This is a genomic window from Neorhizobium galegae bv. orientalis str. HAMBI 540 (assembly GCF_000731315.1).
GTDB lineage: Bacteria > Pseudomonadota > Alphaproteobacteria > Rhizobiales > Rhizobiaceae > Neorhizobium > Neorhizobium galegae.
On the sequence record NZ_HG938353.1, the window covers coordinates 307,065 to 333,520 of the forward strand.

The 26,456-nt window shown below is 62.5% G+C and carries 23 protein-coding genes, 1 tRNA gene and 1 riboswitch; of the genes, 11 read left to right on the top strand and 13 right to left on the bottom strand.

Features of this window, described 5'->3' with window-relative positions:
* From rbbA to RG540_RS01495, 3 genes are all read right to left on the bottom strand, one after another.
* Window positions 1-2,766 carry a ribosome-associated ATPase/putative transporter RbbA gene (gene rbbA / locus RG540_RS01485; protein ID WP_051909210.1) on the bottom strand — a complete coding sequence of 922 codons (2,766 nt, stop codon included), beginning with the start codon at window positions 2,764-2,766 and terminating at the stop codon, window positions 1-3.
* Window positions 2,763-3,833: an HlyD family secretion protein gene (locus RG540_RS01490; RefSeq protein ID WP_038583884.1), complete on the bottom strand. Its 1,071-nt coding sequence runs from the start codon at window positions 3,831-3,833 to the stop codon at window positions 2,763-2,765. Before RG540_RS01490 ends, rbbA begins: the two co-directional genes overlap by 4 nt.
* 139 nt (window positions 3,834-3,972) lie before the next feature.
* Window positions 3,973-4,434, bottom strand: a complete 462-nt coding sequence (locus RG540_RS01495) for an NUDIX domain-containing protein (RefSeq protein ID WP_038592828.1) — start codon at window positions 4,432-4,434, stop codon at window positions 3,973-3,975.
* 177 nt (window positions 4,435-4,611) lie between these two features.
* Between RG540_RS01495 and RG540_RS01500 the strand changes: the two genes are divergently transcribed.
* Window positions 4,612-5,442, top strand: coding sequence for a universal stress protein (locus RG540_RS01500; protein ID WP_038583886.1), 831 nt, complete (start codon window positions 4,612-4,614; stop codon window positions 5,440-5,442).
* 170 nt (window positions 5,443-5,612) lie between these two features.
* Here the strand turns inward: RG540_RS01500 and RG540_RS01505 are convergent.
* A tRNA-Gln gene (locus RG540_RS01505) sits at window positions 5,613-5,686 on the bottom strand.
* Window positions 5,687-5,964: 278 nt separating this feature from the next.
* Between RG540_RS01505 and RG540_RS01510 the strand changes: the two genes are divergently transcribed.
* Entirely contained in the window at window positions 5,965-7,557 is a 1,593-nt protein-coding gene (locus RG540_RS01510) for a Ppx/GppA phosphatase family protein (protein ID WP_322789621.1), read from the top strand.
* Window positions 7,554-8,363: an RlmE family RNA methyltransferase gene (locus RG540_RS01515; protein ID WP_038583888.1), complete on the top strand. Its 810-nt coding sequence runs from the start codon at window positions 7,554-7,556 to the stop codon at window positions 8,361-8,363. The genes RG540_RS01510 and RG540_RS01515 overlap by 4 nt, the downstream gene beginning before the upstream one ends.
* On the opposite strand, the gene RG540_RS01520 is transcribed toward RG540_RS01515, so the two are convergent.
* The gene (locus tag RG540_RS01520) at window positions 8,364-9,767 is read right to left on the bottom strand and encodes an MFS transporter (RefSeq protein ID WP_038583891.1); all 1,404 of its coding nucleotides are present in this window, start codon (window positions 9,765-9,767) and stop codon (window positions 8,364-8,366) included.
* 194 nt (window positions 9,768-9,961) lie between these two features.
* On the opposite strand from RG540_RS01520, the gene RG540_RS01525 reads away from it, so the two are divergent.
* The 5 genes from RG540_RS01525 (at window position 9,962) to RG540_RS01545 (ending at window position 14,829) form a co-directional block, all read left to right on the top strand.
* Complete coding sequence (locus tag RG540_RS01525; protein ID WP_038583894.1) at window positions 9,962-10,951, top strand: MBL fold metallo-hydrolase; 990 nt, start codon at window positions 9,962-9,964, stop codon at window positions 10,949-10,951.
* 179 nt (window positions 10,952-11,130) lie between these two features.
* Window positions 11,131-12,633 carry an IMP dehydrogenase gene (gene guaB / locus RG540_RS01530; protein WP_038583898.1) on the top strand — a complete coding sequence of 501 codons (1,503 nt, stop codon included), beginning with the start codon at window positions 11,131-11,133 and terminating at the stop codon, window positions 12,631-12,633.
* 170 nt (window positions 12,634-12,803) lie between these two features.
* On the top strand, window positions 12,804-13,166 hold the full coding sequence (locus tag RG540_RS01535) for a hypothetical protein (protein ID WP_038583901.1): 363 nt from the start codon (window positions 12,804-12,806) through the stop codon (window positions 13,164-13,166).
* Between the two features lie 104 nt (window positions 13,167-13,270).
* Window positions 13,271-13,690 carry an MAPEG family protein gene (locus RG540_RS01540; protein ID WP_038583903.1) on the top strand — a complete coding sequence of 140 codons (420 nt, stop codon included), beginning with the start codon at window positions 13,271-13,273 and terminating at the stop codon, window positions 13,688-13,690.
* 254 nt (window positions 13,691-13,944) lie between these two features.
* Window positions 13,945-14,829 carry a dienelactone hydrolase family protein gene (locus RG540_RS01545; protein WP_038583906.1) on the top strand — a complete coding sequence of 295 codons (885 nt, stop codon included), beginning with the start codon at window positions 13,945-13,947 and terminating at the stop codon, window positions 14,827-14,829.
* Between the two features lie 100 nt (window positions 14,830-14,929).
* On the opposite strand, the gene RG540_RS01550 is transcribed toward RG540_RS01545, so the two are convergent.
* Both RG540_RS01550 and RG540_RS01555 read right to left on the bottom strand, forming a co-directional pair.
* Window positions 14,930-15,364 carry a 6,7-dimethyl-8-ribityllumazine synthase gene (locus tag RG540_RS01550; RefSeq protein WP_038540104.1) on the bottom strand — a complete coding sequence of 145 codons (435 nt, stop codon included), beginning with the start codon at window positions 15,362-15,364 and terminating at the stop codon, window positions 14,930-14,932.
* Between the two features lie 79 nt (window positions 15,365-15,443).
* Window positions 15,444-15,587: riboswitch (FMN riboswitch) on the bottom strand.
* 48 nt (window positions 15,588-15,635) lie between these two features.
* Window positions 15,636-16,586, bottom strand: coding sequence for a LysR substrate-binding domain-containing protein (locus RG540_RS01555; protein ID WP_038583908.1), 951 nt, complete (start codon window positions 16,584-16,586; stop codon window positions 15,636-15,638).
* Between the two features lie 195 nt (window positions 16,587-16,781).
* On the opposite strand from RG540_RS01555, the gene RG540_RS01560 reads away from it, so the two are divergent.
* Complete coding sequence (locus tag RG540_RS01560; RefSeq protein ID WP_038583911.1) at window positions 16,782-17,081, top strand: DUF1127 domain-containing protein; 300 nt, start codon at window positions 16,782-16,784, stop codon at window positions 17,079-17,081.
* Between the two features lie 81 nt (window positions 17,082-17,162).
* Here the strand turns inward: RG540_RS01560 and RG540_RS01565 are convergent, their stop codons facing one another.
* From RG540_RS01565 to RG540_RS01590, 6 genes are all read right to left on the bottom strand, one after another.
* Window positions 17,163-18,068: a DUF937 domain-containing protein gene (locus RG540_RS01565; protein ID WP_038583914.1), complete on the bottom strand. Its 906-nt coding sequence runs from the start codon at window positions 18,066-18,068 to the stop codon at window positions 17,163-17,165.
* Window positions 18,069-18,157: 89 nt separating this feature from the next.
* A complete protein-coding gene (locus tag RG540_RS01570) occupies window positions 18,158-19,531 on the bottom strand; it encodes a glutamate--cysteine ligase (protein ID WP_038583917.1) in 1,374 nt (457 codons plus the stop codon).
* A 127-nt stretch (window positions 19,532-19,658) separates the two neighbouring features.
* The gene (locus RG540_RS01575) at window positions 19,659-20,396 is read right to left on the bottom strand and encodes a 16S rRNA (uracil(1498)-N(3))-methyltransferase (protein ID WP_038583920.1); all 738 of its coding nucleotides are present in this window, start codon (window positions 20,394-20,396) and stop codon (window positions 19,659-19,661) included.
* Window positions 20,397-20,410: 14 nt separating this feature from the next.
* Window positions 20,411-21,916: an inorganic phosphate transporter gene (locus RG540_RS01580; RefSeq protein ID WP_038583922.1), complete on the bottom strand. Its 1,506-nt coding sequence runs from the start codon at window positions 21,914-21,916 to the stop codon at window positions 20,411-20,413.
* Between the two features lie 143 nt (window positions 21,917-22,059).
* Window positions 22,060-22,566, bottom strand: coding sequence for an NUDIX hydrolase (locus RG540_RS01585; RefSeq protein ID WP_151040905.1), 507 nt, complete (start codon window positions 22,564-22,566; stop codon window positions 22,060-22,062).
* A gap of 213 nt (window positions 22,567-22,779) precedes the next feature.
* Window positions 22,780-23,553, bottom strand: coding sequence for a FadR/GntR family transcriptional regulator (locus RG540_RS01590; RefSeq protein WP_151040907.1), 774 nt, complete (start codon window positions 23,551-23,553; stop codon window positions 22,780-22,782).
* A 98-nt stretch (window positions 23,554-23,651) separates the two neighbouring features.
* Between RG540_RS01590 and RG540_RS01595 the strand changes: the two genes are divergently transcribed.
* Window positions 23,652-25,091 (top strand): FAD-linked oxidase C-terminal domain-containing protein, encoded by a 1,440-nt coding sequence (locus RG540_RS01595; RefSeq protein WP_038583931.1) that lies wholly within the window; start codon window positions 23,652-23,654, stop codon window positions 25,089-25,091.
* Window positions 25,088-26,284 carry an FAD-binding protein gene (locus RG540_RS01600; RefSeq protein WP_038583934.1) on the top strand — a complete coding sequence of 399 codons (1,197 nt, stop codon included), beginning with the start codon at window positions 25,088-25,090 and terminating at the stop codon, window positions 26,282-26,284. Before RG540_RS01595 ends, RG540_RS01600 begins: the two co-directional genes overlap by 4 nt.
* Window positions 26,285-26,456 lie beyond the last annotated feature (172 nt).

The window sequence follows — 26,456 nt, forward strand, 5'->3', positions numbered from 1 at the left end:
TCACCGTGCCTGTTTCTTGAGAAAGACGGCGCTCGCCGCAATCAGCAGCGGCCCAGCAACAATGAGCGGCAGGAAAGCCTCGAAGAGGTTTTCGAAGCCGAGGCTCTTGGAGAAGGTGCCGCGCGAAATGATGTTGAAATAGGTCGTCGGATAGATCCGGCCGATGACCGCCCCGATGCCCTGAAGCGAGGAGACCGGATCGATCATGCCGGCAAACTGCACCGCCGGTATGATCGTCATCAACGTCGTCCCGAAGATCGCTGCGATCTGGCTCGACATGAAGGTCGAAACAAGCAGGCCGAAGGCGGTCGCGAAAGCGACATAGAGAAGTGCCGCTGCGGTGAAGGCAAGCAAGCTGCCGGTGAACGGCACCTGGAACACCAGGACTGCGAACAGCCACAGGAGCACGGCGTTCATCATGCCGAGCGCCAGGTAGGGAAGCTGCTTGCCGATGAGGAATTCGAGCCGCGTCACCGGCGTCACGTAGAAGTTGACGATCGAGCCGAGTTCCTTTTCCCGCACCACCGAGAGCGCCGCCAGCATGGCCGGGATCAGCAGAAGCAGCAGCGGAATGACGGCCGGCACCATGGCCACCAGGCTTTCGATGCCGGGATTGTAGCGGAAGCGGGTCTCGATCGAGAACTGCCCGCTTGCGGCATCTCCGTAGATCTCACGCGCCTTCTGCGCCAGCCAGTGCGCGTGCATGCCCTGCACGTAACCGCGGGTCGTTTCCGCCCGTTGCGGCATCGCGCCGTCGATCCACGCGCCAATCTCGACATCGTGCCCGCGGGCGACATGTTCGGCAAAACCGGCCGGGATCTCGATCGCCAGCTTCAGCGTGCCGTCGCGCATCCGCCTGTCGAGGTCGGCATAATCTGCAAGCGGCGGCTGCTCGATGAAATAGCGGGAACCGGCGATATCGGCAATGTAGTCGCGGCTGGCGACCGTATCGTCCCGATCGAGAACCGCAAAGGTGAGGTCCTTGACGTCCATGTTGATGCCGTAGCCGATCACGAACATCAGGATGACGCTGCCGATTAGCGCCAGGGTCGCACGGATGGGGTCGCGGCGGATCTCCAGTGTTTCACGAAGGCTGTAGCTCCAGATGCGGCGCAGGTCGAAGGCGCGTTGCCGATGCGGGCCGGCGAATTTACGCTCGCCTTCGGCCGTCGATGATGCCGGCGCGGATGAAGCAGCCGTCTCGCCGATCGCATCTTCGAGATAGGCGATGAACGCTTCTTCCAGCGTCGTGGCGTAGCGAGTTTTGCGGATTGCATCGGGCGTATCGCTCACCAGCACCTTGCCGGCATGCATCAGCGATATGCGGTCGCAGCGCTCCGCCTCGTTCATGAAATGGGTAGAGATGAATATGGTGACACGATCTTTGCGGGAGAGCTCGATCAGCGCCGCCCAGAGTTGGTCGCGGGCGATGGGATCGACGCCCGATGTCGGTTCGTCGAGGATCAGCACTTCCGGCGAATGGATCAGCGCCACCGCCAGCGAAAGCCGCTGCCGGACGCCGAGAGGCAGGGCATCAGGGAGCGTGTCCATGACGTCGGCGAGCTCGAAACGCCGGCCCATTTCCTCGATCCTGGCTGGGATGGCGTCGGCCGGCAGCTGAAACAGCCGGGCGTGCAGGTCGAGGTTCTGCCGGACCGTCAATTCGCTATAGAGCGAAAAAGCCTGGCTCATGTAGCCGACACGCCGCCGGACATCCATGTCCTTCGGATCGACCGTTTTGCCAAAAAGCTTCGCCGTACCTTCGCTTGCCGGCAGCAGGCCGGTCAGCATCTTCATCGTGGTGGATTTGCCGCAGCCGTTCGAACCAAGAAAGCCGAAAATCTCGCCGCGGCGGATGCGGAAGCTGACATTGTCCACCGCCGTGAAGTCCCCGAAGCGCATCGTGAGACCTTCCGCCTCGATGGCGAAGTCAGCCTCGGCGAAGTCCGCAGGCTGGATCGCGACCGCGTGGTGGGCGGCGCGTTTCTCTTCGGGCATAAGTTGGATGAACGCCTCGTCGAGAGTATGCGCTTGGGTGCGGTTCAAAATCTGGCGCGGCGAGCCGGTCGCAAGCAGCTTTCCCGCATCCATGGCCGCCAGCCAGTCGAAGCGCGCCGCTTCCTCCATATAGGCGGTCGCGACGATCACGCTCATCTCCGGCCGTTCCCTCCGGATATCCTCGACGAGGCTCCAGAACTGCCGGCGCGACAGCGGGTCGACGCCCGTTGTCGGTTCGTCGAGGATCAGCAGGTCCGGATCGTGGATGAGGGCGCAGCAGAGGCCGAGCTTCTGTTTCATGCCGCCCGAGAGCTTGCCGGCGGGGCGATCCTCGAAGCCCGACAGGCCGGTGCGTTTGAGAAGGTTGGCGATGCGGTATTCCCGTTCCTCGCGGCCCTGGCCGAACAGGCGGGCGAAGAAATCGGCATTCTCGAACACCGATAGCGTCGGATAGAGGTTCTTGCCGAGCCCCTGCGGCATATAGGCGACGGCCGGGCAGGTGCGGTCCCGGTGACGAGCGTTGCGCATGTCGCCACCGAGTACTTCGACCTCGCCCGTCTGGATCTGCCGCGCGCCGGAAATCAGCGACAGAAGCGAGGATTTTCCGACGCCGTCCGGACCGATCAGGCCGATCATCCGGCCCGCCGGCAGGTCGAGAGTTATGCCGTCGATCGCCCGTGTCTTGCCGTAGGAATGGCTGACATCCTTCAACCGTACCACGTAGGCCGGCTCCGGCTGGATGCCTATCGCCTGCTGTTCCGGGGTCATGGGGTGATCGGCTGTGACAGGGCCGCCGGCCACTCAGCGGCGGGATCGAGCTTCACATAGGTCCGGCCCGGCAGCCCGGTCTTGACCTGCGCGATATATTTCTGAAGCAGTTCCGGAGAGACGCGCGCCCGCAGGCGGAACATCAGTTTCTGGCGTTCCTCCTCGGTTTCCACGGTCTTCGGCGTGAACTGCGCGACATCGGACACGAAGGATATCCGGGCCGGAATTACATATTGAGGGGCGGCATCGAGAACGATCCGTGCCTCGCCGCCGATCGGGGTGCGCCCGGCCTCCTCGGTCGGTAGGAAGAAGGTCATGTAGACATCGCCGACGTCGAGGATGTTGAGCACGCGGCCGCCGGCGGCGACCACTTCGCCGGGCTGGGCCACGAGATATTGTACTCGTCCGTCGCGTGGCGCCTTGAGCTCGGAATCACGCAGATCGGCATCGATCCGCGCGACAGTCGCCTGCACGGCCTCGACCGAGGCCTCGGCATCCACGACCTGCGACCGCGCCGCACCGATCGCCGCATCGGTCGCCGCAAGGTTGGCTTTGGCCGCCGCGACGGTCGCCACGCCTCCCTCGACCCTGGCGCGGTCGTCGTCCAGCAACTGTTCGGACACCGATCCGCTGCGGCTCATCTGCTCGCTGCGGGCAAGCCGCTTGCGGGCCGATTGCAGCTGGACCTCGTTCTGGGAGACGGTTGCGGCCGCAGCTTCCTTTTCCGCCTGGCGCTGGACAACGAGGCTTTTCGCGGTTTCGATGGCGATCTTCGCCCTTGCAAGCTGGGCCTCCGCTTCCCGCTTCTGGGCGACGAGCTGCTCGATATCCATGCGGGCGACGATCGCGCCGGCTTTGACGAAGTTGCCTTCCTTCACCAGAATATCGGAAAGGCGTCCCGCGGTTCTCGCCGCGACGTCGATCTCGACCGCCTCGATGCGGCCGTTTCCACTGGCAATTCCCTGCATGGCTCGCTCAGCCCGAAGGTCCTGCTGATAACGCCAGCCGAAATAACCGGCGGCCCCTACGACTGCGACAATGATGGCGGCTTTTGCGATACGGTTCAAAGGGAGGCTCCATGAACGCTGATGTCAGGCAGTTCTCGTATCGGTCCATCACGGGCTTTGCGGTGATCTAAGTCAAGCCGTGGAGGGTTTCGCCGGCGCCCGGCACTTCGACATGCAAAGCCGGATCTGGGCTCCTGCTTTATGGCTGTCGTCGTGCCGCGAAATCGACGAGGATCGGCTGCTGGCCCTTCAATATCTTGCGCTCCGCCTCGTCGAGGCTGAACCAGCCGGCCCGGTCGACCTCCGGAAACTCCTTGATCAGCCCCGATTTCGGCGGCCATTCGATTCTGAACGTGTTGCTGACGATCTTCTCGACGTCGATATCGGCCTCGATCGACCAGGCGAGCACCCGCTTGCCGCCCGGCTGGCGGTATTCGCCGAGCCATTCGAAATCGCCGTCAATTCTCGCTCCAACCTCCTCGAAAACCTCCCGTTTCGCGGCCGCCAGTTCGTCTTCTCCTTCATCGACAAGGCCCTTGGGAATGGACCAAGCTCCTTCGTCCTTGCGTGTCCAGAACGGTCCGCCGGGATGAACCAGAAACACTTGCCGATCTCCGGCAGCGTGGCGGAATATCAAAAGACCTGCGCTGCGTTTCGGCATGGCGAGAGCTTTCATCGTGGAGGCAGAAGCGGGGTTTATGATCCTAGCCGATCCTCAGATAGTGCGCAGCAATCTGAAATTCCGCTTTCGATTGACGAAGATCATGGCTCGGGCCGGTGCCGGTTCTAGGCTTTCCTTCCATAGGCCAATCAAGGCGTTATGCAGAGGAGACAGACAATGTCATTCAAGACAGTGCTCGCGATGATCGGCAATACGGATCCGACTGCTGATCTCGCTCGTGCCATGGAGATCGCGATCGAACTCGAGGCGCATCTTTCCGTCGTGGTCATCGGCCTCGCGGTTCCGGCAACCATGGGCGACTTTCCGGCCGGCACGGTATGGCTCGACCAGCGGGACGAGGACTTGAGATTGCTCGACGGCATCCGGAAACAGGCGGCAGCCGCCTGCACGACGAATGGCCTGTCGTTCGACATCGACGTCACCTACGCGGAAGGTGTTTTCGTTGGTGAGGAAATTCATCGCCGCGCACTTTATGCCGATGTGCTGGTGATCGGAGACGGCGTGCGCAGCGATAGCGTTCTCACCCGGAAAATCGTCGACGGCGGCGTGTTCGAAGCGGGCCGACCCCTCCTTCTGGTGCCGAAGAACCTCAAGACGACCCTGAAGCCGCGGCGTATCCTGCTTGCCTGGAATTCCCGCGCCGAGGCGGCTCGGGCCGCACGCGAGGCGCTGGAGATGATGACCTGGGCCGAAGAGGTGCATGTCGTACTGGTTGATCCGGACAGCTCCTATTGGGTCAGCGGCGGCGAACCCGGCGCCGACGTCGCTGCCTATCTCGCCCGACACGGGATAAATGTCGTCGTCGAACAACTGGCAAGCGGCGGCCGACCGGTGGAGGACGTGCTCGAACGGCACGCGCTCGAGATCAACGCCGACCTCATCGTCATGGGCGCCTACGGACATTCCCGCCTGCGAGAGCGGGTGTTCGGCGGTGTGACCGCTTCGATCCTGGAGAAAAGTAAGCTCCCGGTGCTGATCGCCCGGTAAAACCCGGACACGATTTGCCCTGCCTCCCACCCGTTGGTAGGGGGCAGGTTTTTTATGTCTGCATCTTGCGGCAAACGGGAAAGCGGAGAAGCCCTGAGCGCGCCGACCGATACCAATCGCCACCGGCGCCAGAACGCCAGAAAAGCTATGGGAATTTTTAAAGAGAGAATTGGCTGGGGAACCTGGATTCGAACCAAGATTAACGGAGTCAGAGTCCGTCGTTCTACCGTTGAACTATTCCCCAGCAGGGCGCGCCGGTGAATGCCCGGGCCGGTGTGCGGCGCTTATAAACAAAAGCGGGCAGATTGCAAATACCGATTTCGAAAAAAATCGATGCCGTGGAAGCTTTCTCGCCGCCGCTGCGGAAAAGCTGGAAAGCCGCCCGATGACACGTCCATGACGTGAGCGGCAAAAAGCCGTTGGCGAAAACGCCGCTGCCTGTTATCTTCGCGCCAACGAAACAATCAGACGCCAGCGGCATACCTTCAAGAGGCTTTGCGCGGCGAGATGGACATAAAAGTGATGGACCCCGATAGCGGCGCAAAGCCGCCGGAAGGCGGGGCGTCGGCGGTACCGCGCGGAGAGGGTAAATCCTCGAGGCGTCGGAAGGCGAAGCGGAACGGCAAACGTCGTGACGCGGCGCCTGCAAGCCATTCGGATGCGGTCGATACGACTGCACCTGCCGGACGTCCCCATAACCAGGAACCCAACCCACAGGCGCGTAAGCGCAAGCGGCGGCGCGCGAAATCCGGCGGCGCTCAGCAGCCGGCACAGGGCGCGGGTGCGGCGCCCGTGACAGAGCAGGGTCAGGTTCGTGCCGAGGGCGGACAACAGCTGCATTCGGCAAAATCGCCGCCGCGCAATCGGCGCAAGAAGAACAGAGGCGGCCGTGGTCTTCAGGGCCGGCCGCTGATGCCCGCCAAGGCGGTGCCGGGTGTGGCCAAGACCCCTGCGCCCGCCGGTTCGGGTCAGGGTTCATCCAAGGATGTCCGCGGCAGGGCCGGAAATGAAAGCCAAGGCACGGATCCCCGCGGCGAAAAATTCTCCTATGTCAACGATCTCTATGCGGCGCTCGACCTCGGCACCAACAATTGTCGCCTGCTGATCGCCCAGCCGACAAGGCCGGGCCAGTTCCGCGTCGTCGATGCGTTTTCGCGGATCGTTCGCCTGGGCGAGGGGCTCGGCACCAGCCGCCGGCTGTCGCAGGATGCCATGGACCGCGCTGTCGAAGCGTTGCGCATCTGCGCCACGAAGCTTGCCAACCGGCCGATCCGCCGCATGCGGCTGATCGCCACCGAAGCCTGCCGGGCCGCCGAAAACGGCGAGGAGTTTCTGGCGCGGGTGATCTCGGAAACCGGGCTAGAACTCGAAATCATCGATCGGGAGACCGAGGCACGGCTTGCGGTCTCGGGCTGCTCGTCCCTGGTCGGCCGCGAAGCGCGCTCCGTCGTTCTCTTCGATATCGGCGGTGGTTCGTCGGAAATCGCCGTCATCCGCATCGATGACAGCCGTTCGAGCCGGCTTGCCAATCATATCACCCACTGGACCTCGCTTCCGGTCGGCGTCGTGACGCTGTCGGAACGGCATGGCGGGCGCGACGTGACGCCGGAAGTTTTTGACGCCATGGTGACGGAAGTCGAAGGCATGCTGGCCGGGTTCGATTGCCCGCCGCTTGCCGCCTTCCGTCGTCAGGGCGCCGAGGATTTCCATCTGATCGGCACGTCGGGCACGGTGACCACGCTTGCCGGCGTGCATCTCGACCTGCCGCGCTACGACCGCCGCAAGGTCGATGGCCTGTGGCTGTCGGATGCTGAAGTCTCCGCCATGCAGGCAAAACTGCTTTCGTGGGATTTCGCCGGTCGCGCCGCCAACCCCTGTATCGGTCCTGACCGGGCCGATCTGGTGCTGGCCGGCTGCGCCATTCTGGAAGCGATCCGCCGCCGCTGGCCGAGCCAGCGCATGCGCGTTGCAGACCGGGGCCTGCGCGAGGGCCTGTTGACGGACATGATGGCCGATGACGGCGTGTGGCGCCGGGTGCGGCCGCGCCGCCCAGGGGGTAATCAGGCGGGCAATTCAGGTGCCGGCGGACAGGATGAGGCTGGAGCAAGGCGATGACGAAACCACCCTCCAAATCCCCGGGCAGCGGCAATCGCACCGGCCGCAAGCTCGGCCAGAAGGTCAAGAAGGGCAAGCTCAAGGCGTCGTCGCGGCGCTGGCTTGAGCGTCATATCAACGACCCCTACGTCCAGCGGGCCAAGCTTGAAGGATATCGCGCCCGCGCGGCCTTCAAGCTTCTGGAGATCGACGAGAAGCACCAGATCCTCAAAGGCGCCCGCCGGATCATCGATCTGGGCGCTGCGCCGGGAAGCTGGTCGCAGATCGCCGCTAAGGTCACCGATTCGAGCGACGATGACATCCGCGTCGCGGCGATCGATTTCCTGGAAATGGCGCCGCTTGCCGGGGTCAAGATCCTGCAGCTCGACTTCCTCGACGCGGAGGCGCCGCGCCTGCTGCTCGAAGCGATCGGCGGCACGCCGGATCTGGTGATTTCCGACATGGCGGCTCCGACCACCGGCCACCAGAAGACCGATCACCTGCGCACCATGCATCTGTGCGAAGTGGCGGCGTATTTCGCGGTCGAAGTGCTGGGCGAGGGCGGCCATTTCCTGGCCAAGACCTTCCAGGGCGGCACGGAACGCGACCTGCTCAACATGCTGAAGCAGAATTTCAAACAGGTCGTCCACGTAAAGCCGGGCGCATCGCGCCAGGAATCGGTCGAGATGTTCCTGCTCGCCAAGCATTTCAAGGGCCGCAAGGCCGGCGAGACTGTCTCGGAGTCCGAGATGGAGGAGACCGGGATGGAGGATGCGGACATCGAATACGCCGAGGCCGAAGACGCCGACCTGGACGATCGGGCCTGATTATTCGCCGGCTTCCGGCTGGATCCTGCCGGCCCGGTGGCCGGAGACGGCGGAGCCCGTCGCCGGGTCCAGCCTCAGCAGGGGCAGGACGGCGAGCAGCGAAAGAGCCGCCACCAGGAAGAATGCCAGGTGGAAATCCGAGAGCTGCAGATGCGTGCCGGTGACTGCCGCCGACGCTTCGAGGATGAAAGCCGCAAAGGCGACGCCGAGCGCCATGCTGATCTGCTGCAGGACGGAGGCGATCGAGGTCGCCTGGCTCGCCTGCTCGTCTCTGATCTCTGAATAGCTGAGCGCATTCGAGCCGGTGAAGAAGAAGGAACGGCAGACGCCCGACATCAGCAGGAAAGCGATGATCAGCGCGTGCGACGTCTCCGGTGTGAAAAAGCCGTTTACCGCCGTGGTCGCCGCCCCGAGTAGGCCAGAAACGATCAGCGTCACTTTGAAGCCGGTCATTGCAAAGACGCGGCGGGCTGCGAACTTCACGATCAGCGCGCCGAGCGCGCCCGCAAACGTGATAAGGCCTGACTGGAACGGGTTGAGGCCGAAACCGAGCTGCAGCATCAGCGGCATCAGGAATGGAATGGCGCCGGTCGAGATGCGGAATAGCGTGCCGCTGCTGCTGGCGGCCCGGAATGCGTCGTCCTTGAAGAGCCTGAGGTTGAGGATCGGGGCGGGGTGGCTGCGCGCATGGACGACATAGGCGACGCCCGCCGCGAGCCCGAGCGCCGTCGCAATGATGCCGATGGCCGGCGGCAATGCCGGAAGGCCCATGACCGAAAGCCCGAAGACCGTGCCGGCGGCGGTAACCGAGGTGAGGAAAAATCCTCGCCAGTCGATCGAAGGTGGATTGGTTGCCTCTATTTCCGGCAGGAAGATCGTCGAGAGATAGATGCCGAGCACACCGACCGGCACGTTGATCAGGAAGATCCAGTGCCAGGTGAAATAGGTGGTGATGAAACCGCCGATCGGCGGGCCGGTGAGGGGCCCGACCAGTGCGGGAATGGTAAGCAGCGCCATGGCCGAGACGAGTTCGCTGCGCTTCGTGGTGCGCAAGAGAACCAGGCGCGCAACCGGCGTCATCATCGCCCCGCCCATGCCCTGCAGGAAGCGCGACAGCACGAACTGGAAGAGATCGGACGAGAACGCGCAGCAAATCGAGCCGACGACAAAAACCATGATCGCGACACGGAAGATCCGCTTGGCGCCGAAGCGGTCCGCCATCCAGCCGCTGATCGGGATGAACATGGCGAGCGCCACCATATAGGAGGTCAGTGCCAGTTTCAGCGTGATCGGGCCGACATTCAGGTCGGCGGCAATCGCCGGAAGTGCGGTTGCAATGACGGTGGAGTCCATCTGCTCCATGAAAAGGGCGACGGCGAGAATGAGGGGAACGATGCGGTTCATGAGGGGGCCTGCGACGGGCGGGGATTAAGGCAGTCCATAGACCTGTTGATCCGGTCTGCCAATTGGAGAATCTCACCATTTCACGTTTTGGGTCACGTCTGCGTGAGATCGGATTTTCTCATCCTGAGCCGCGGTTATGTTCCCTGCGTATCGGACCCAAGGGTCTGGCGGCAATTCCAGGAGGCAGTTAAATCATGGCGAATTCAGGTATCGGACGGCGCACCCTCATCGGCACGGCCGGTCTGGGCATCCTCGCCGCTCCGGCAATCATCAATGCTGAGGCTTTTGCCCAGGAGAAGAAGCAGTTGGCAATCGATCGCGTCATCCCGCCGGACATTCATAAATTCAAGCTCGGCGGTTTTCAGGTTCTGGTGGTGAAGGACGGCGCTCGTCCTTCCGGCGCTCCCGGTGAAACCTTCGGCCTCAATCAGCCACCCGAAACGCTTGCAACGCTGCTAAGCCAGAATTTTCTGCCCACGGACCAGTTCGTCAACAGCTTCTCCCCGACGCTCATTGATACCGGCAGTGATGTCATCCTGTTCGACACCGGTCTCGGCAAGGCGGCTCATGCCCAAGGGGCCGGACGCCTGGTCGAGGGGCTCGCGGCCGCCGGCTACATGCCGGAGGATATCTCGATCGTCGTCATCACCCACATGCATGGCGACCATATCGGCGGCATCATGGAAGACGGCAAGCCGGCCTTCCCGAAGGCTCGTTACGTCACAGGGCAGGTGGAATACGACTTCTGGACCGATAGCGCCCGCGCCGGCACGCCGGCAGAGGGCAATCAAAAGAGCGTGCTCGCCAATGTAAAGCCGCTTGCCGAAAGGATGACCTTCCTGAAAGACGGCGGAGAGGTGACGTCCGGCATTACCGCGATGCTCGCGCCGGGCCATACGCCGGGCATGCTGATTTTCAATATCGAGTCGCAGGGCAAGCGTCTGGTTTTGACCGCCGATACGGCCAACCACTACGTCCTGTCGCTGCAGCGGCCCGAATGGGAAGTGCGTTTCGACATGGACAAGGCGCAGGGAGCGGCCACCCGCAAGAAAGTCTTCGACATGATCGCCACGGAAAAGGTCGCCTTCCTCGGTTATCACATGCCGTTCCCGGCGGTCGGTTTCGTCGAAAAGCAGGGTCCCGGCTACCGTTTCGTGCCGAAGAGTTACCAGTTCGACATCTGATTGTGCGGGAAAGCGATCAAAACCCGGGAGAAACACCTCTCGGGTTTTTGCTATTCCCTTCTTGTCATGAACGTGTTACCAGCCCTCGCCAACTTCCAAGCAATTGTTGCCGGAGCGTCGGGACGTATAGAGTCGTTCCTGAGCGCATCCCGCATTTTCTAGATCGAAGGAATTTGGCTATGGCACGCATCATTGAAACGGCAACCGGCGCAGATGCGCTTACCTTCGACGACGTGCTCCTGCAGCCCGGCCATTCCGAAGTCATGCCGGGCCAGACCAATATCGCCACCACCATCGCCCAGGATATCGAGCTCAACCTGCCGATCATCTCCTCGGCTATGGATACGGTGACGGAAAGCCGGCTCGCTATCGCCATGGCGCAGGCCGGCGGCATCGGCGTCATCCACCGCAACCTGACCCCGATCGAACAGGCCGAACAGGTCCGACAGGTCAAGAAATTCGAAAGCGGCATGGTCGTCAATCCTGTGACGATCGGTCCGGATGCGACGCTCGCCGACGCGCTGTCGCTGATGAAGTCCTACAGCATTTCCGGCATTCCGGTGGTCGAAAACGGCGGCGGCCACGTTCCGGGCCGGCTTGTCGGCATTCTCACCAACCGCGACGTACGGTTCGCTTCCGATCCGGCTCAGAAGATCTACGAACTGATGACCCGCGAGAACCTCATCACGGTCAAGGAAAGCAGCGTCGACCAGACCGAGGCCAAGCGCCTGCTGCACAAGCACCGCATCGAGAAGCTGCTGGTGGTGGATGGCGAAGGCCGTTGCGTCGGTCTCATCACCGTCAAGGATATCGAAAAAACCCAGCTCAATCCGAACGCCTCGAAGGATGCGCAAGGGCGCCTTCGTGCCGCAGCCGCGATCAGCGTCGGCGACGACGGTTTCGAGCGCGCCGAACGTCTCATCGAGGCTGGCATCGATCTGCTCGTCGTCGATACGGCCCACGGCCATTCGCAGCGGGTGCTTGACGCAGTCACTCGCGTCAAGCGCATCTCCAATCATGTGCGCGTCATGGCCGGCAATGTCGCCACCTCCGACGGCACCAAGGCACTGATCGATGCCGGCGCGGATGCGGTCAAGGTAGGCATCGGCCCGGGCTCGATCTGCACCACCCGTATCGTCGCCGGCGTCGGCGTTCCGCAGCTCGCGGCGATCATGTCGGCCGTCGAAGCGGCGCGGGCACAGAACATCCCGGTTATCGCCGATGGCGGCATCAAGTTCTCTGGCGACCTCGCCAAGGCGATCGCTGCCGGTGCATCCGCTGTGATGATCGGTTCGCTGCTCGCCGGCACCGACGAAAGCCCGGGCGAAGTCTATCTCTACCAGGGCCGCTCGTTCAAAGCCTATCGCGGCATGGGCTCGGTGGGCGCCATGGCCCGCGGTTCCGCCGACCGTTACTTCCAGGCGGAAGTGCGCGACACGCTGAAACTCGTTCCCGAAGGCATCGAAGGCCAGGTCCCCTACAAGGGCCCGGTCTCGGGCGTACTGCACCAGCTCGGCGGTGGCCTGAAGGCGGCCATGGGTTATGTCGGCGGCGCCAATCTCAAGGAATTCCAGGAGCGCGCCACCTTCGTGCGCATCTCCGGCGCGGGCCTGCGCGAAAGCCATGCGCATGACGTGACGATCACCCGCGAGAGCCCCAACTATCCGGGCTCCGGCGCCTGACATCCGTCGGGGGAAGAGGTTACCGCCTCCTCCCCAAAATTCAAAAAAGTTGGGCGGATGCCGGTCGCGATGTCCTGTCGCGATGGCCCGGCTGCTTATTTCTTTCGTGATTCCCTGCTAGATAACGAACGTTGGTGATTATGCCGACGGGAGAATTTTCGGGGGTAAACATGAAGAAGTTTCTGGCTTGCGCGCTCCTTCTGGGCGCAGCATTCGTTACACCTGCGCAGGCGCAAACCGTCCGCGCAGGTATGTACAAGGTCGAGGGCACGAATCTCGACGGTTCCGCCTACAAGGGAACCGCGAAGATCGCGCTGACCAGTGAAACGACCTGCTCGATCGAATGGAAGACCGGTTCTTCCACGTCCAGCGGCATCTGCATGCTCTATGGCGATTCCTTCGCCGCCGGTTACGTGCTCGGCAAGGCGGTCGGTCTCGTCGTCTACAAGGTCAATGACGACGGTTCGCTGGAAGGTGCCTGGACGATTTCCGGCAAGGACGGCTCCGGCACCGAGAACCTGACCCCGCAATGACCTGCTGCTATGGATGAGATTGCATGGCGCCGGTCAACCGGCGCCATTTGCGTACAGGAGAGCCCGCGTTATCTGGTTCCCGCCGATGAAAATGAGGAGAACCGATGCTTTCCACTGATGCGACGCTTTGGCCGATGATCGCGCATGCCGCGCTGGTCTTCTTTCTCTACTGGCTTTTGTCGAGACAACGTTTCGAGGCCGTCCAGGCAGGCAGTGCCGAAGCAGGCCATTTCCGCGAAAGCCGGGAAGAGCCGCCCGAGAGCCGCGCCGTCCATAATAACCTCAAGAACCAGTTCGAACTGCCGGTCCTGTTTTACGCCGTCTGCCTCGTCCTGTACGTCTCGACTGCAGACAATGGCGGCACTGTTGCGCTCGCCTGGGTCTTCGTCCTGTCCCGATATGCGCATTCCTACGTCCACCTCACCAGCAACCGGCTGCGTTATCGCCGCCCGCTCTTCATGGCCGGCTTTTTTGCGGTGATGGCGATGTGGGTCTGGCTCGCGGTCTGGTTGGCTCTGAACTAGGATAATACTTTAGCCTGGCCAGCGCTCGCCATGTTTATGGAGATAGGCGGGCGAGGCGAGAATGAACGGCTGTACCGCCGCGATCCGTCGAGCCACCGGACGAGCCCGTCACAATCCCCGCGGGCTCCTCCGCTCAAAACGAACTCACGAATAAGTGTAATATCCCACACTTCGATCACTCAGTGTTTCATCTGCAAGTGGAAGCTCCTCGTTGTAGATTTCTTCGTCATACAGTCCGCTACGGAGGAATAGTCATGGACAACGAGACCCCGAAGATTACCCAGGCGATGATCGACGCCTATGACGAATATACCCACCTGACTTTGGACCGCCGTCGCTTCATGGAAAAGCTGACCCAGCTTGCCGGCTCTGGCGCTGCCGCAGCCGCGATTGCGCCCCTGATCGGCGCCAGTTCTGCCAAGGCCGATATCATTGCCGCCAATGACGACCGGCTGACCACGGAGGACGTTACATATCCGGGCGCCGGCGGCGCGACGATGAAGGGTTATCTCGTAAAACCCAAGAATGCCTCCGGCACGCGCGGCGGCGTCCTCGTCATCCACGAGAACCGCGGGCTCAACGCCCATATCAAGGACGTCGCCCGCCGCATGGCGTTGGAAGGTTTCAATGCGCTCGCAGTCGACTTCCTGGCGCCCCAGGGCGGTACGCCGGCGGACGAAGAGCAGGCCCGGCAGATGTTCTCCTCGCTGAAGCCCGACGACGTTTCGGCCAACGGGGAGGCAAGCCGCGCCTATCTCGCCGGCATCAGCGGTGCGAACGGCAAGGTCGGTGCGATCGGCTTCTGCTGGGGTGGCGGCGCGGTCAACAATCTGGCCGTGAAGTCCCCCAGCCTCAACGCCGGCGTCGCTTATTACGGCGCCCAGCCGAAGGCAGAGGACGTGCCCGCCATCAAGGCGCCGCTGCTGCTGCATTACGGCGGGCTCGACGAACGCATCAATGCCGGCATCCCTGCCTTCAGGGCGGCGCTCGAAAAGAACGGCAAGACCTTCGAGATCTTCGTCTACGACGGCGCCAACCACGCCTTCAACAACGATACGTCGTCCGCCCGCTACGACAAGGCGGCCGCCGATCTCGCCTGGAGCCGCTCGGTGGCGTTCTTCAAGAAGAACCTGGCGTAATCCGGCTGCAGGTCCGCAAGCCGGCGGTGCTCGCGCCTGGGCGTTGCAATAAACAGGGAAGCCGGGGTCCAGCCCCGGCTTTTGTTTTGGCGCCTATGCGTCAGGCGGCGATGCGTTGCCGCGTATCGACGATCATCTGGGCCGCCTGGGCGGCCTCGCGTCCCTTCTCGACGAAATGCGCGCTGAATATCGATTTGTGGTGCGCGGTCTCCTGGAAATGATGTGGCGTCAGCGACACCGACAGGACCGGTACTCCCGTATCGAGGCCGGCGCGCATCAATCCATCGACCACCGCCGAAGCCACGAAATCGTGCCGATAGATGCCGCCGTCGACGACCAGCGCTGCGGCCACGACCGCGGCATATCTTCCGGTCGCCGCCAGATCGCGCGACATGAGCGGTAGCTCGAAGGCGCCGGGCACGTCGAAGATATCGACGTTTTCGCTCGGCATGAGCTCGAGGAAGCCTTCGAGAGCCTTGTCGACAATCTCGGAATGCCAGTTTGCTTTGACGAAAGCGAAGCGGGTGTGTGTCATGGAATCTCCTTCAGGTTACGACACGGCACCCAAGGCGATCACGCACGTCCGTAGCGCCCGCGGGATGCGGGTGCTGCACGTCCGTTCTCTTTCATCCGGACTGTGACCGTCGGCTCAGGCATCGCACCTGATCTGCTGACCCTTCCATCGGAAGGCGCTCGCGGGCTCACGGCTCGCGCCGCCTACCGCCGGTGGGGAGTTTCGCCCCGCCCTGAGAACAGGGCGATTTAGCGTGACCGGTGAGGGGAAGGCAAGGCCGAACTCGTGGCCCTTACCATCCCGGCATCACCTGTGCCGCCCGAGCCCGTGGCATGCGCTGGAACGTTTTGACCTCGCCGTCGAGATCGTCGGGCATCACGGCCGGTGAGATGTTGTCGAGGCAGGCGGTGATGTGGTCGGTGATGGCGTTCATCAGCGACGGCGAAAGCCCTGGCCGCTTCATCAAGCCGATCTGCACCGGTGGCAGCGGCGGGAAGCCGTCGGCCGACGACAGCACCTTCATGCCGGTGCGCAGCGCCGATTCCGGCAGCACCGAGACGGCCATGCCGGCAAGCACCGCGGCTGCGACGACCGTCGAGGACCAGCTTGTGAACAAGATCTGGTATTCGCGTCCGTCCGCATCGAGCGCCGAGCAGGCGAGCTGCCGCCACAGGCAATCGCGGCGACCGACCGCGAGCGGCACCGGCGCGTCGTCCTTCAGCGGATGGTTGGCTGATCCGACCCAGCAGAGCGGCTCCGTGCGCACAACGTCGGAAATGCGCTGGCGCGGGTTGTGGGTGACGAGCGCAATGTCGAGTTCGCCACGCGCCATCTTTTCGGCAAGGCTGACGGACGGCTCGCAGACGATATAGAGCTCGACATTCGGGTGGGTCTTGGCAAAACGGCCGATGATCTCAGGCATGTAGCGGTCGGCATAGTCGTCCGGCGTGCCGATCCGGAGCGTGCCCTCGAGACGGTTGTCGTCGAAGGCGGCGATCGCCTCGTTGTTGAGGCGAATGATGCGCCGCGCATAGTTCAGGAGCTTCTCGCCCTCGGCCGTCAGCCGGTTGCCGCGGCCGTCCTTGGCAAACAGCTGCTTGCCGATCCGTTCCTCGAGCCGACGCATCTGCATCGAAACGGCGGACTGGGTCTTGAACACCCGATCGGCAGCCTTGGTGAAACTGCCGGTGTCGACGATGGAAATAAAGGTATGCAGCTGGTCGATATCAAGCGGAGCGGACATGAGAGTGACCCATCAGAGAGGTTGATGCTAATCATTAGAAACATTCGTTGGACTGATCAATAGTTTTTCCGCGATAAGGGGATCGCAAATCAAAATCGAAGGGTGCTTCTTCCCTGAGCGCCCAACCCGGGCAGCCCTTCCGTCGGACCTCCACGGAAGGGATGGCCTTTCTCGTGCCTGCGAAAGGATACATCAATGAGCACGACCGACTGCGGAACTGAACTCGATCTGGTTCACGAGGAGCGCGGCACGCAAGGCCGTCTGGCTGTCGTGATGCTGCGAACGAAATCCGTGTGGCGTGCCTTTCGCAATCGTTTGGCGAGCAATCGCCTCCATGATCTCGACGACCGCCAGCTCAACGATATCGGCATCACACGGCATGATGTGGTGATGGCGCTCAATCGGTCCGGCGTGCTGGACGATCCGTCTCTGCTTCTGTCGCGCTCCGCCCGCGAGCGTGCGCGGCATCGCTTCGCAAGGCCGGCCAATCGCTGATCTTGCCTGACTTTTTCCCCGCAGGGTGATAGCCAATAGCCCTGCTGCTTGCCCGGCCGGTCGATCCGTGCCGGGCTTTTTTTATTTGGAAGGCTTCGGAGCGGCAGGCGTCGCCGCCGGCTCGGCATTGGCGCCTGTGCCATTGCGCAGATAGGTGTCGAAGATCGCTTCCATGTTTTTCTGGTAGCTTTTCTGCACTTCAAGTCCGCTGTCGAACATGTTGTTCAGCACGTCGCGATAGGGATTAGCCTCGGCCGCCGGTGCGTCCTTGGGCTTTTCCGGGGCAGGGGCGGCTGTGTTGCTCGGGGTCGCGAACGCGCTGCCCATCATGTCCTGGAAAGCCTTGGCAAACGGATTGTCGGCAAACGGGTTCCCTGTTGAAGGCTGCGGCTGCTCCGGCTTGTCGAGCCCCCACATGGAACGCATCGCCTGGGCAAAGGGATTGTCGAAGGGATTGGCCGCCGATTGCGGTTTCGCCTTCGGCTGCAGGCCCATGCTTTCCAGCCATTGCTGCTGCATCTGGCCGATGGGAGAGGCGGCGAACGCTTCGTTGGCGCCGGTCATCTGACCGCTCATCTGCTTGAACAGCCCGCCCATCAATGTGTCGGCCATGGCCGGCATCATCTTCTTGAAAACTTCCTGGCCGATCCCTGTGAGCTGTTCGGCCTGCGCCGCGATCGCGCGGGAGACTTCCTTGGAGCCGAACAGCTTTTCGAGCACCGCATTGCCGTCCATCGTGCCCTGCGGCGTGAAGGTCTTGGTCAGGTCCTCGAAATATTTGGAGTAAGCGCCGGAGACCATGCTGCTCATCAGCGAGGTCAGATCATAAGGGTTGGCGCTGGTGCGCTTGAGGCCGGAGGAAAATGCGGGCATCAGTGCCGCCATCGCCTGGGTGGCCTGCTCTTGGGCCAGATTGAACTGCTTGGCAATCGCGTCCATGCCTGTGCCGTTCTGAGCCCTGAGCATCATGTCGAACAGTGGCAGCATGGAGAATCCTTTCCGGTTAGGGTGATGCACCACTATATCTGGAAAGTGCTGAACGGAAACCGGTTTTTAGAACCGATCTCAATCTCGCATCAATATTGGTAATCCTCGAACACTGGCTCGACCGAACCGTTCCAGCGACCGTGGTAGAGAGACAGCATGTCGTCTGCCATGGTCGTCTTCTTGGCGAGCACTTCGTCAAGCGGTTGCAGGAAGATGCTTTCGTCCTGGCCTTCGCCGTTCAGCCGCGCCCGCGCCTTCAAACCCGCCTTGGAGATCGCCACCGCCTCGCGGGCGACGTCGAGCACCGACTTGCCCTTGATTTCAGCCTTCAGGCCCTTCGCCGGCACGGCATCGCGCATGGCGATGACGTCCTCGACCGTCCAGTCGGCGGTCAGCGTTTCGGCGTCGGCAAGCGCCGCATCGTCATAAAGCAGGCCGACCCAGAAGGCGGGCAACGCACAGATCCGCCGCCACGGGCCGCCATCGGCGCCGCGCATTTCGAGGAAACGCTTCAGACGAACGTCGGGGAAGAGGGTGGAAAGGTGGTTGGTCCAGTCGCCCATGGTCGGCTCCCAGTCCTTGATCTCGCCTTTCAGCGCGCCGTTCATGAACTGGCGGAAGGTGACATGCGTGCAGTCGTGATACTTGCCGTCGCGGACGACGAAATACATCGGCGCGTCGAGCGCCCACTCCACGTAGTCGGCAAAACCGAAATCCTGCCTGAACACGAAGGGCAGCACGCCGGAGCGCCGGTTGTCGGTATCGCGCCAGATATCGCCGCGCCAGGAGACCAACCCGTTCGGCTTGCTTTCGGTGAACGGGGAGGACGCAAACAGCGCTGTCGCGATCGACTGCAGCTTCATCGACACGCGCATCTTGGCGGCCATGTCCTCTTCCGAGGAGAAGTCGAGGTTCACTTGGATCGTGCAGGTGCGGTACATCATGTCGAGGCCTTTTGTGCCGACCTTCGGCATGTAGCGCGTCATGATGTCGTAGCGGGATTTCGGCATGCGCGGGGTTTCCGCGAGCGTCCATTTCGGGCTGCCGCCGATGCCGAGAAAACGGATGCCCATCGGTTCTGCGATCTCGCGCAGAACCGCGAGATGCTGGTTCGATTCCCGACAGGTCTGGTGGATGCTCTCGACCGGCGCGCCGGAAAGCTCGAACTGACCGCCGGGCTCGATGGAAATCGCGCCCATGCCGGACTGTTCGCCGAGCCCGATGATGTTCTCGCCGTCCATGATCGGCTCCCAGCCGAGCTTCTTTTCCATGCCTTTCAGCAGGGCGGAAATACTGGCATCGCCGAAATAGGGAACCGGGCTGTTGTCCGCCCGGAAAAAGGCGAATTTCTCATGCTCCGTGCCGATGCGGAAATCTTGCCTCGGCCGAGCTCCCTTCGCCAGGTAGGCGGAAAGCTCGGACACCGAGGTCAGCGGTGTCTGGTCGGTCGTATCGCGGGCCATGAAAATTACCTTGCTCGGAATGCCTGATCTAGACGGATAGCCGGCTGATTGGACCGGATTGATGTGCGCTGCAAGTGAATTTCTTTCAAGATAGATTCAGAATTTCAAGGCCGTCATGTCAAGCGGGTCACCGCCAGTCGCCGACCGCTGCCTGGATCACTGCGAGCGCCGCGACCGCGGCCGTATCTGCCCTTAATATCCGGGGCCCGAGCGGTATCGCGGTGACGAAGGAAAGCGAACGCAGCCGTTCCCTTTCCTCGTCCGAAAATCCGCCTTCCGGCCCCACCAGCAGCGCCAGCTTTGTCTCTGTGATTGCCGAAAGGATCGGCAGCGGGTTCTGGCCCTCGTCGCCTTCGTCGCAGAAGATGATGCGCCGATCGTGGGGCCAGCTGTCGAGCAGGTCGCCGAGCTTCTTCGGCGGCGCGACCTCCGGCACCGACAAAATGCCGCACTGCTCGGCGGCCTCCACCACATTCGCCTGAAGCCGGTCCATGCTGGTGATCTTGCCCTGCACATGCTGGGTCATGACCGGCTGGATGAACCCAGCCCCCATCTCGACCGCCTTCTGCACCAGATAATCGAGGCGGCCGACCTTTAGCGGCGCGAAAAGATAATGCAGGTCGGAGACCGGCGGCTGCGGCCGGGTTTCCTCGATTGCTTCCAGCACGATCTTCTTGCGGGTCGGATAGGTGATCCTGGCCTTCCATTCGCCGTTGCGGCCGTTGAAGAGCAGGATTGCCGAACCTTCCTCCATCCTCAGCACGTTGGCGAGATAGTTGAACTGCTCCGAGGACACTTCATGGCGGGCACCGGCGCCGAGCGGCGCCTCGATGAACAGCCTCTGCATCCGGAAATTGGCGCGCATGGAAACCTCGAAGCCTAGACGAACAGCGCGAACATAGCGGTGGCGATCAGCGCCGCAAGGGTGGCGGCCGCCGGAAGCGTGATCGTCCAGGCGGCTATGATGCTCAGGAAATGCGAGCGCCGCACCAGGTAACGCCGTTTCAGCTCGTCGTCATTGCGTTCGAAAGGCTCGGTGGTATCGAGATCCTTGCCGGCCCGCACCCGCATGTATTCGAAGCGGCGGCGGGAATGGCGGGTATACCATTCGCGGAAGAAGCCGACGCCGAACACCGCACCGATGGCGATATGGGTAGAGGAGACCGGCAGTCCGATCCATGAGGCAACGATCACGGTCAGGGCCGTCGACAGCGAGACGCAATAGGCGCGCATCGGATTGAGCTTGGTGATTTCCGCGCCGACCAGCCGCACCAGTTTCGGGCCGTAAAGCAGCAGGCCGAGCGAGATGCCGAGGCCGCCGATGATCAGTTCCCAGAGCGGAATGTGCACGCCGGCCGAAATGCCCCTTTGCGCCGCCGAAACGATTGCGGCAAGCGGACCGATGGCGTTCGAAACGTCATTGGCACCATGCGCGAACGAGAGCAGCGCCGCAGAAAGGATGAGCGGAATGCGGAAGAGCGTGCGAAGCGACTGGTTGCGGTTTTCGAGCCCTTCGGCCTGCCGGGCGATCACCGGGATCAGCAGTCGCCAGGCGGCGAGGCCCGTCAACAGGGCGACGAGCGTCGCGACCGGCGCCGAGACGTCCACCAGCTCTCCCAGCCCGAGCAGTGCCAGATAGCCTGCAAAGGCGCCGGTCATCACGCCGATCAGCACCGGCACCCATTTTTTCGCCGCGGCGATCTTGTCCTCGCGGTAGATGATGGTTTCCTTGACGAAGAACAGGAAGGCAGCGGCGATGACGGCGCCGAGAAGCGGGGAAAAGACCCAGCTTGCGGTGATGCCGGCGATCGTTCCCCAGTTTACCGCGGAAAGTCCGGCGGCCGCGATCCCGGCCCCCATGACCCCGCCGACGATCGAATGGGTGGTGGAAATCGGTGCGCCGAGCCAGGTCGCGACGTTGATCAGCACCGCGGCCGAGAGGAGTGCCGCCATCATCGCCCATATCAGCACGTCGGGGCTGGTGATCATGCCGCCCTGCATGATGCCGTTGGCGATCGTGTTGGCGACGCCTCGGCCGGCGATCACGGCACCTGCTACTTCGAAGACGGCCGCAAGCCCGAGGCCGAAGGTCATGGTCATGGCACGGGCGCCGACGGCCGCGCCGATATTGTTGGTGACGTCGTTGGCGCCGATGTTCATCGCCATGTAGGCAGCGAGCCCGGAAGCGGCGATGACGACGACGGCGCCGGGTTTGCCCGTCACATAAGCGGCTGCAAAGATGGCGACGAGGATGATGAACAGCAGCGCCGTTCCCGGTGCAGCAAGCCCGCGCGACATCTGCCGAGCGGCTTCCTCCACGGAGGAGAATTTCTCCAAATCCTTGTCGAGCGTCGGCTTCGCCAGGCGCGGCCTTCTTTGGCCCATATCTCCATCCTTGGGTGAAAAGTGAGGCGCGAGAACGGAACTTGCCTGCCGTCTCCGCCTCGCGGAAGAAATCAATGCCTATCGCTTAATAGCGCGCGCAGGCGAAGGCAATATTGCCGAATTGGGAAGATGCTTCAAAGCACCTAACTTGCGGCTTTGATTGAAAGCTGCGGAACGCGCGGCTGCATCCGTTCGGCAAACTGCAGGAAGAGAATCTTCAGTTCCGGCTCATTGACGCGCATCGCGGCCTCGTCACAGGAAACCCATTCCAGTGTTCGAGAGCCCTTTTCGGGGTAGCTTTTCAGGCATTCGTCCACTTCGAGCGCGTGAACCTGCACCCGCACAGGGATCTTCAGGCCGTTATCGAGGGTCTTGCGGTAGTGATAGAAACCGAGCGGTTCCTTTTCCACCTTGCCCTTGACGCCGACCTCTTCGAACGCTTCGCGTTCGGCCACCTGGTGAGCCTTCTTGTCGGTCATCGGCCAGCCCTTGGGCACGACCCAGCGGCCGGTATCGCGGCTTGTCGCAACAAGAACCTCGAGTTGTCCCGGCTTCTTCTTTATCCGGTAGCAAAGCGCAGCATATTGCTGCCGCGGCGGCCGCTGCAGCATCAACCGAAGATTGCTCGTAACCCGATCCATCAAGCCCAATTTCTGTTTCGTCCTCCAGAGGATGATATTTTACTAATATAATGCTTGCGCGAGGATTAACGACCCCTCGCAGCTTTTTTGAGAAGAATCACAGTGGATAATAACCACGGAAGCGATAACCATTGTGAGGCCACTTAGTTTCACGTCAATAGAAATTTGCACAGGTGTTCAATTGTAACTGTGCATGACGTCCGGCAATCCGCAGCGGCGGCCTCAAATTTTGGTCTGCATCATCCTGAGTTGTGCGATCCGGCTCCATTCGCCGGTACGTTCGGCCTCGTTGGTGACCTTGGAGATGAAGTCGATATGGTCTTCCGCAGCCTTTCGGGCTTTGGCAGGATCGCCGTCCAATATCGCCTGTCCGATCGCCTCATGCTGCGTCATCACCGCATCATGGGCGCTGCCGACATTGAAGATGATGCGGCGGTTATAAAAGATCCCGTCGCTGAGCAACCGGTAGCAGGCGCGCAGGGTGTGCATGAGGATGATGTTATGTGCCGCATCGCCGATGGCATTGTGGAATTCGACGTCAGATGTCAGCTCGTCCTCGAAACGCCCGTCCCGATGCGCCCTGCGCATCGTCTCCAGAATGCGCTCGATGAGTTGCCTGTCGGTGTCCGTCGCACGGGTGGCGGCGAGCTCCGCCGTCATGCCTTCGAGCTGGCGACGATATTCCAGATAGTCGTGAACCGCCCGCTGATGCCGGCGGATCAGGGCGACCAGCGGCGGCGAGAAAATCTGGCCGACGATATCGGCCACGTAAGTGCCGCCGCCATGCTGGCTGGTGAGCAGTCCGCGCGCCTCCAGCTCTTTCAGCGCCTCTCGCAGGATCGGCCGGGAAACGTCGAACCTCTGCGCCAGCTCGCGCTCGCCGGGCAGGCGGTCGCCATCGCGCAGCACGCCGCTGAGGATCAGGCTCTCGATCTGCAGGATGACCTCGTCCGCAGTTCGACCATGCGGCACCGGCGCGAAAAGCTCATGCGTCAACTTTGCCGTCTCCATCGGGTGCCACAGCCGGATTGTTCCGCGCTTCTTGTATCACTGGTAAAAAAAGTATACCAGTTGAATGTCTTTAGGAGGAGCCGGTGGCCGATACGATCAGTTTTCTGAAGCCTCGCGAGGCGGTGCTGTCGCGCCGGGCGGCGATCATTGCCGACCTGACCGAGCTTCTACCGCCCGAATGCCTGGTGCATGAGGCGCGCGAGCTGGTGCCGTTCGAGACCGACGCCTTCGTCTCCTATCGCCGCCTGCCGCTCGCCGTCGCCCTGCCGAAGACGACGGCGCAGGTGGCTGCGGTGATGAAATATTGCAATCGCTACGGCATTCCGGTCGTCCCGCGCGGGGCCGGCACCTCGCTTTCCGGCGGCGCCATCCCGCAGGAGGATGCGGTCGTGCTCGGCCTTTCCAAGATGTCGCGCATCCTGGAAGTCGACTATGCCAACCGCACCGCCACCGTGCAGGCCGGCGTCACCAATCTCAATATTTCCGAAGCGGTGGGCATCGACGGGTTTTTCTATGCGCCGGATCCGAGCTCACAGCTCGCCTGCACCATCGGCGGCAATATCGGCATGAACTCCGGCGGCGCCCACTGTCTGAAATATGGCGTCACCACCAACAACCTGCTCGGCGTGAAGATGGTGCTGGTCGACGGCACGGTGATCGAGCTTGGTGGCAAGCATCTGGATGCCGCGGGTTACGACCTGCTCGGCCTCGTCTGCGGCTCGGAAGGCCAGCTCGGCATCGTCACCGAGGCCGTGGTTCGGCTGATCGCCAAGCCGGAAGGCGCCCGCCCGGTCCTGTTCGGCTTCGATACGTCCGAGCATGCAGGCGCCTGCGTTGCCGATATCATCGGCTCCGGCATCATCCCGGTTGCCATCGAGTTCATGGACAAGCCGGCGATCGAGATCTGCGAGGCGTTCGCCCATGCGGGTTACCCGCTCGATGTCGAAGCGCTGCTGATCGTCGAAGTCGAGGGTTCGGAAGCCGAGATGGAAGCGATGCTGAAGGCGATCGTCGAGATCGCCGGCCGCCACGGCGTCAAGACCGTGCGCGAAAGCCAGTCGGCGACCGAGGCGGCGCTGATCTGGAAGGGCCGCAAATCTGCCTTCGGCGCGACCGGCCGTATCGCCGATTATATCTGCATGGATGGCACGGTGCCGCTCGGCAAGCTCTCCTATGTGCTCAACAAGACCTCCGAGATCGTCGATCGTTTCGGGCTCAGGGTCGCCAACGTCTTTCATGCCGGCGACGGCAACATGCATCCGCTGATCCTGTTCAACGCCAACGACCCCGAGGATGCGGCCAAGGCGGAGGAGGCCGGCAACGAGATCCTGAAGCTCTGCGTCGATGCCGGCGGGTGCCTCACCGGCGAACACGGCGTCGGCATCGAGAAACGCGACCTGATGCGGCATCAGTATTCAGAGGCCGATCTCCACCAGCAGATGGCGGTGCGTTACGCGTTCGACGAAGGCTGGATACTCAACCCGTCTAAGGTCTTTCCGCTGGATGGACGGCCCGCCGCATGACGCTGATACCGAATTCCGAGGCGGATGCCGCCTATATCATCCGCAATGCCGCCGGTGACGGCAAGAAGCTCGCCCTTTGCGGCGGCAATACCCGCGCCGGTTTCGGCAACGCCGGCGAGCCTGCCGAAATGATGAACTCGACCGGGCTTTCCGGCATCGTCGACTACGAGCCGGCGGAAATGGTGATGACGGTCAAAGCCGGTACGCCGGTCGCCGAAATAGAGGCGGTGCTTGCCGCTAACCGGCAGATGATGGCGTTCGAGCCGATGGACCATCGCGGCATCATGGGCACGCTCGGCGAACCGACGATCGGCGGCGTGTTTGCGGCCAATGTCTCCGGCCCGCGCCGTTTCGTCTCCGGTGCTGCCCGCGACAGCCTGCTCGGCATCCGTTTCATCAATGGCCGGGGCGAAGCGATCCGCGCCGGCGGCCGGGTGATGAAGAACGTCACAGGCCTCGACCTGGTCAAACTTCTGGCCGGTTCGCACGGCACGCTTGGTTTCCTGACCGAGGTGACTTTTCGGGTGCTGCCGGTGCCGCAGACGGTGGAAACCATCGTCATCTCCGGGCTCGACGACGCGGCCGCCGCAAAGGCGATGGCGGCGGCAATGGCGCTGCCGGTCGAAGTATCGGGCGCCGCCCATCTGCCGCAGACCGTCCGCTTCCGTTTCCTCGGCGGCGGATTGCCGGAAGGCGAGGCAACCGTCCTGCGCCTCGAAGGCCTTGCCGCGTCGGTTTCCGTGCGAGCCGAAAAACTCGCCGCCGTCATGGAGGCATTTGGTCCGGTTTCCCGGCTCGGCCTGGAGCAGAGCCAAACGCTCTGGCGCCAGATCCGCGATGTCTATCCCTATTCGGATGGGACCCTGAAACCCGTCTGGCGCGTCTCGATCGCCCCATCTGCGGGCCACCAGCTCGTCGCCGCCCTCCGGCTCGAAACCGGAGTCGATGCCTTTTACGATTGGCAGGGCGGGTTGGTCTGGATGCGCATGGAAGCCGACCCGGAGGCCGAACTGCTGCGCCGTTATATCCGCGCGCTTGGCGGCGGCCATGCGACGCTGCTGCGGGCGTCGGACGCGGTGCGCGCGGGGACGCAGGCTTTCGAGCCACAGCCGGACGCGGTGGCGCTGTTGTCCGCCCGCGTCAAACAGAAACTCGACCCGGCCGGCATTTTTTGCCCGGGGAAGATGGGGTGATTGCGGCCATGGTAGTGTTCTCGGCATACCCCCCTCTGTCCTGCCGGACATCTCCCCCACAAGGGGGGAGATCAACTCGGAGGAACGTTGCGCCCATCTCGACGGTAGCCGATAAAGTGATGTCCGCGCGTCTTGCCGATCTCCTCACCTGTGGGGGAGATGGCCGGCAGGA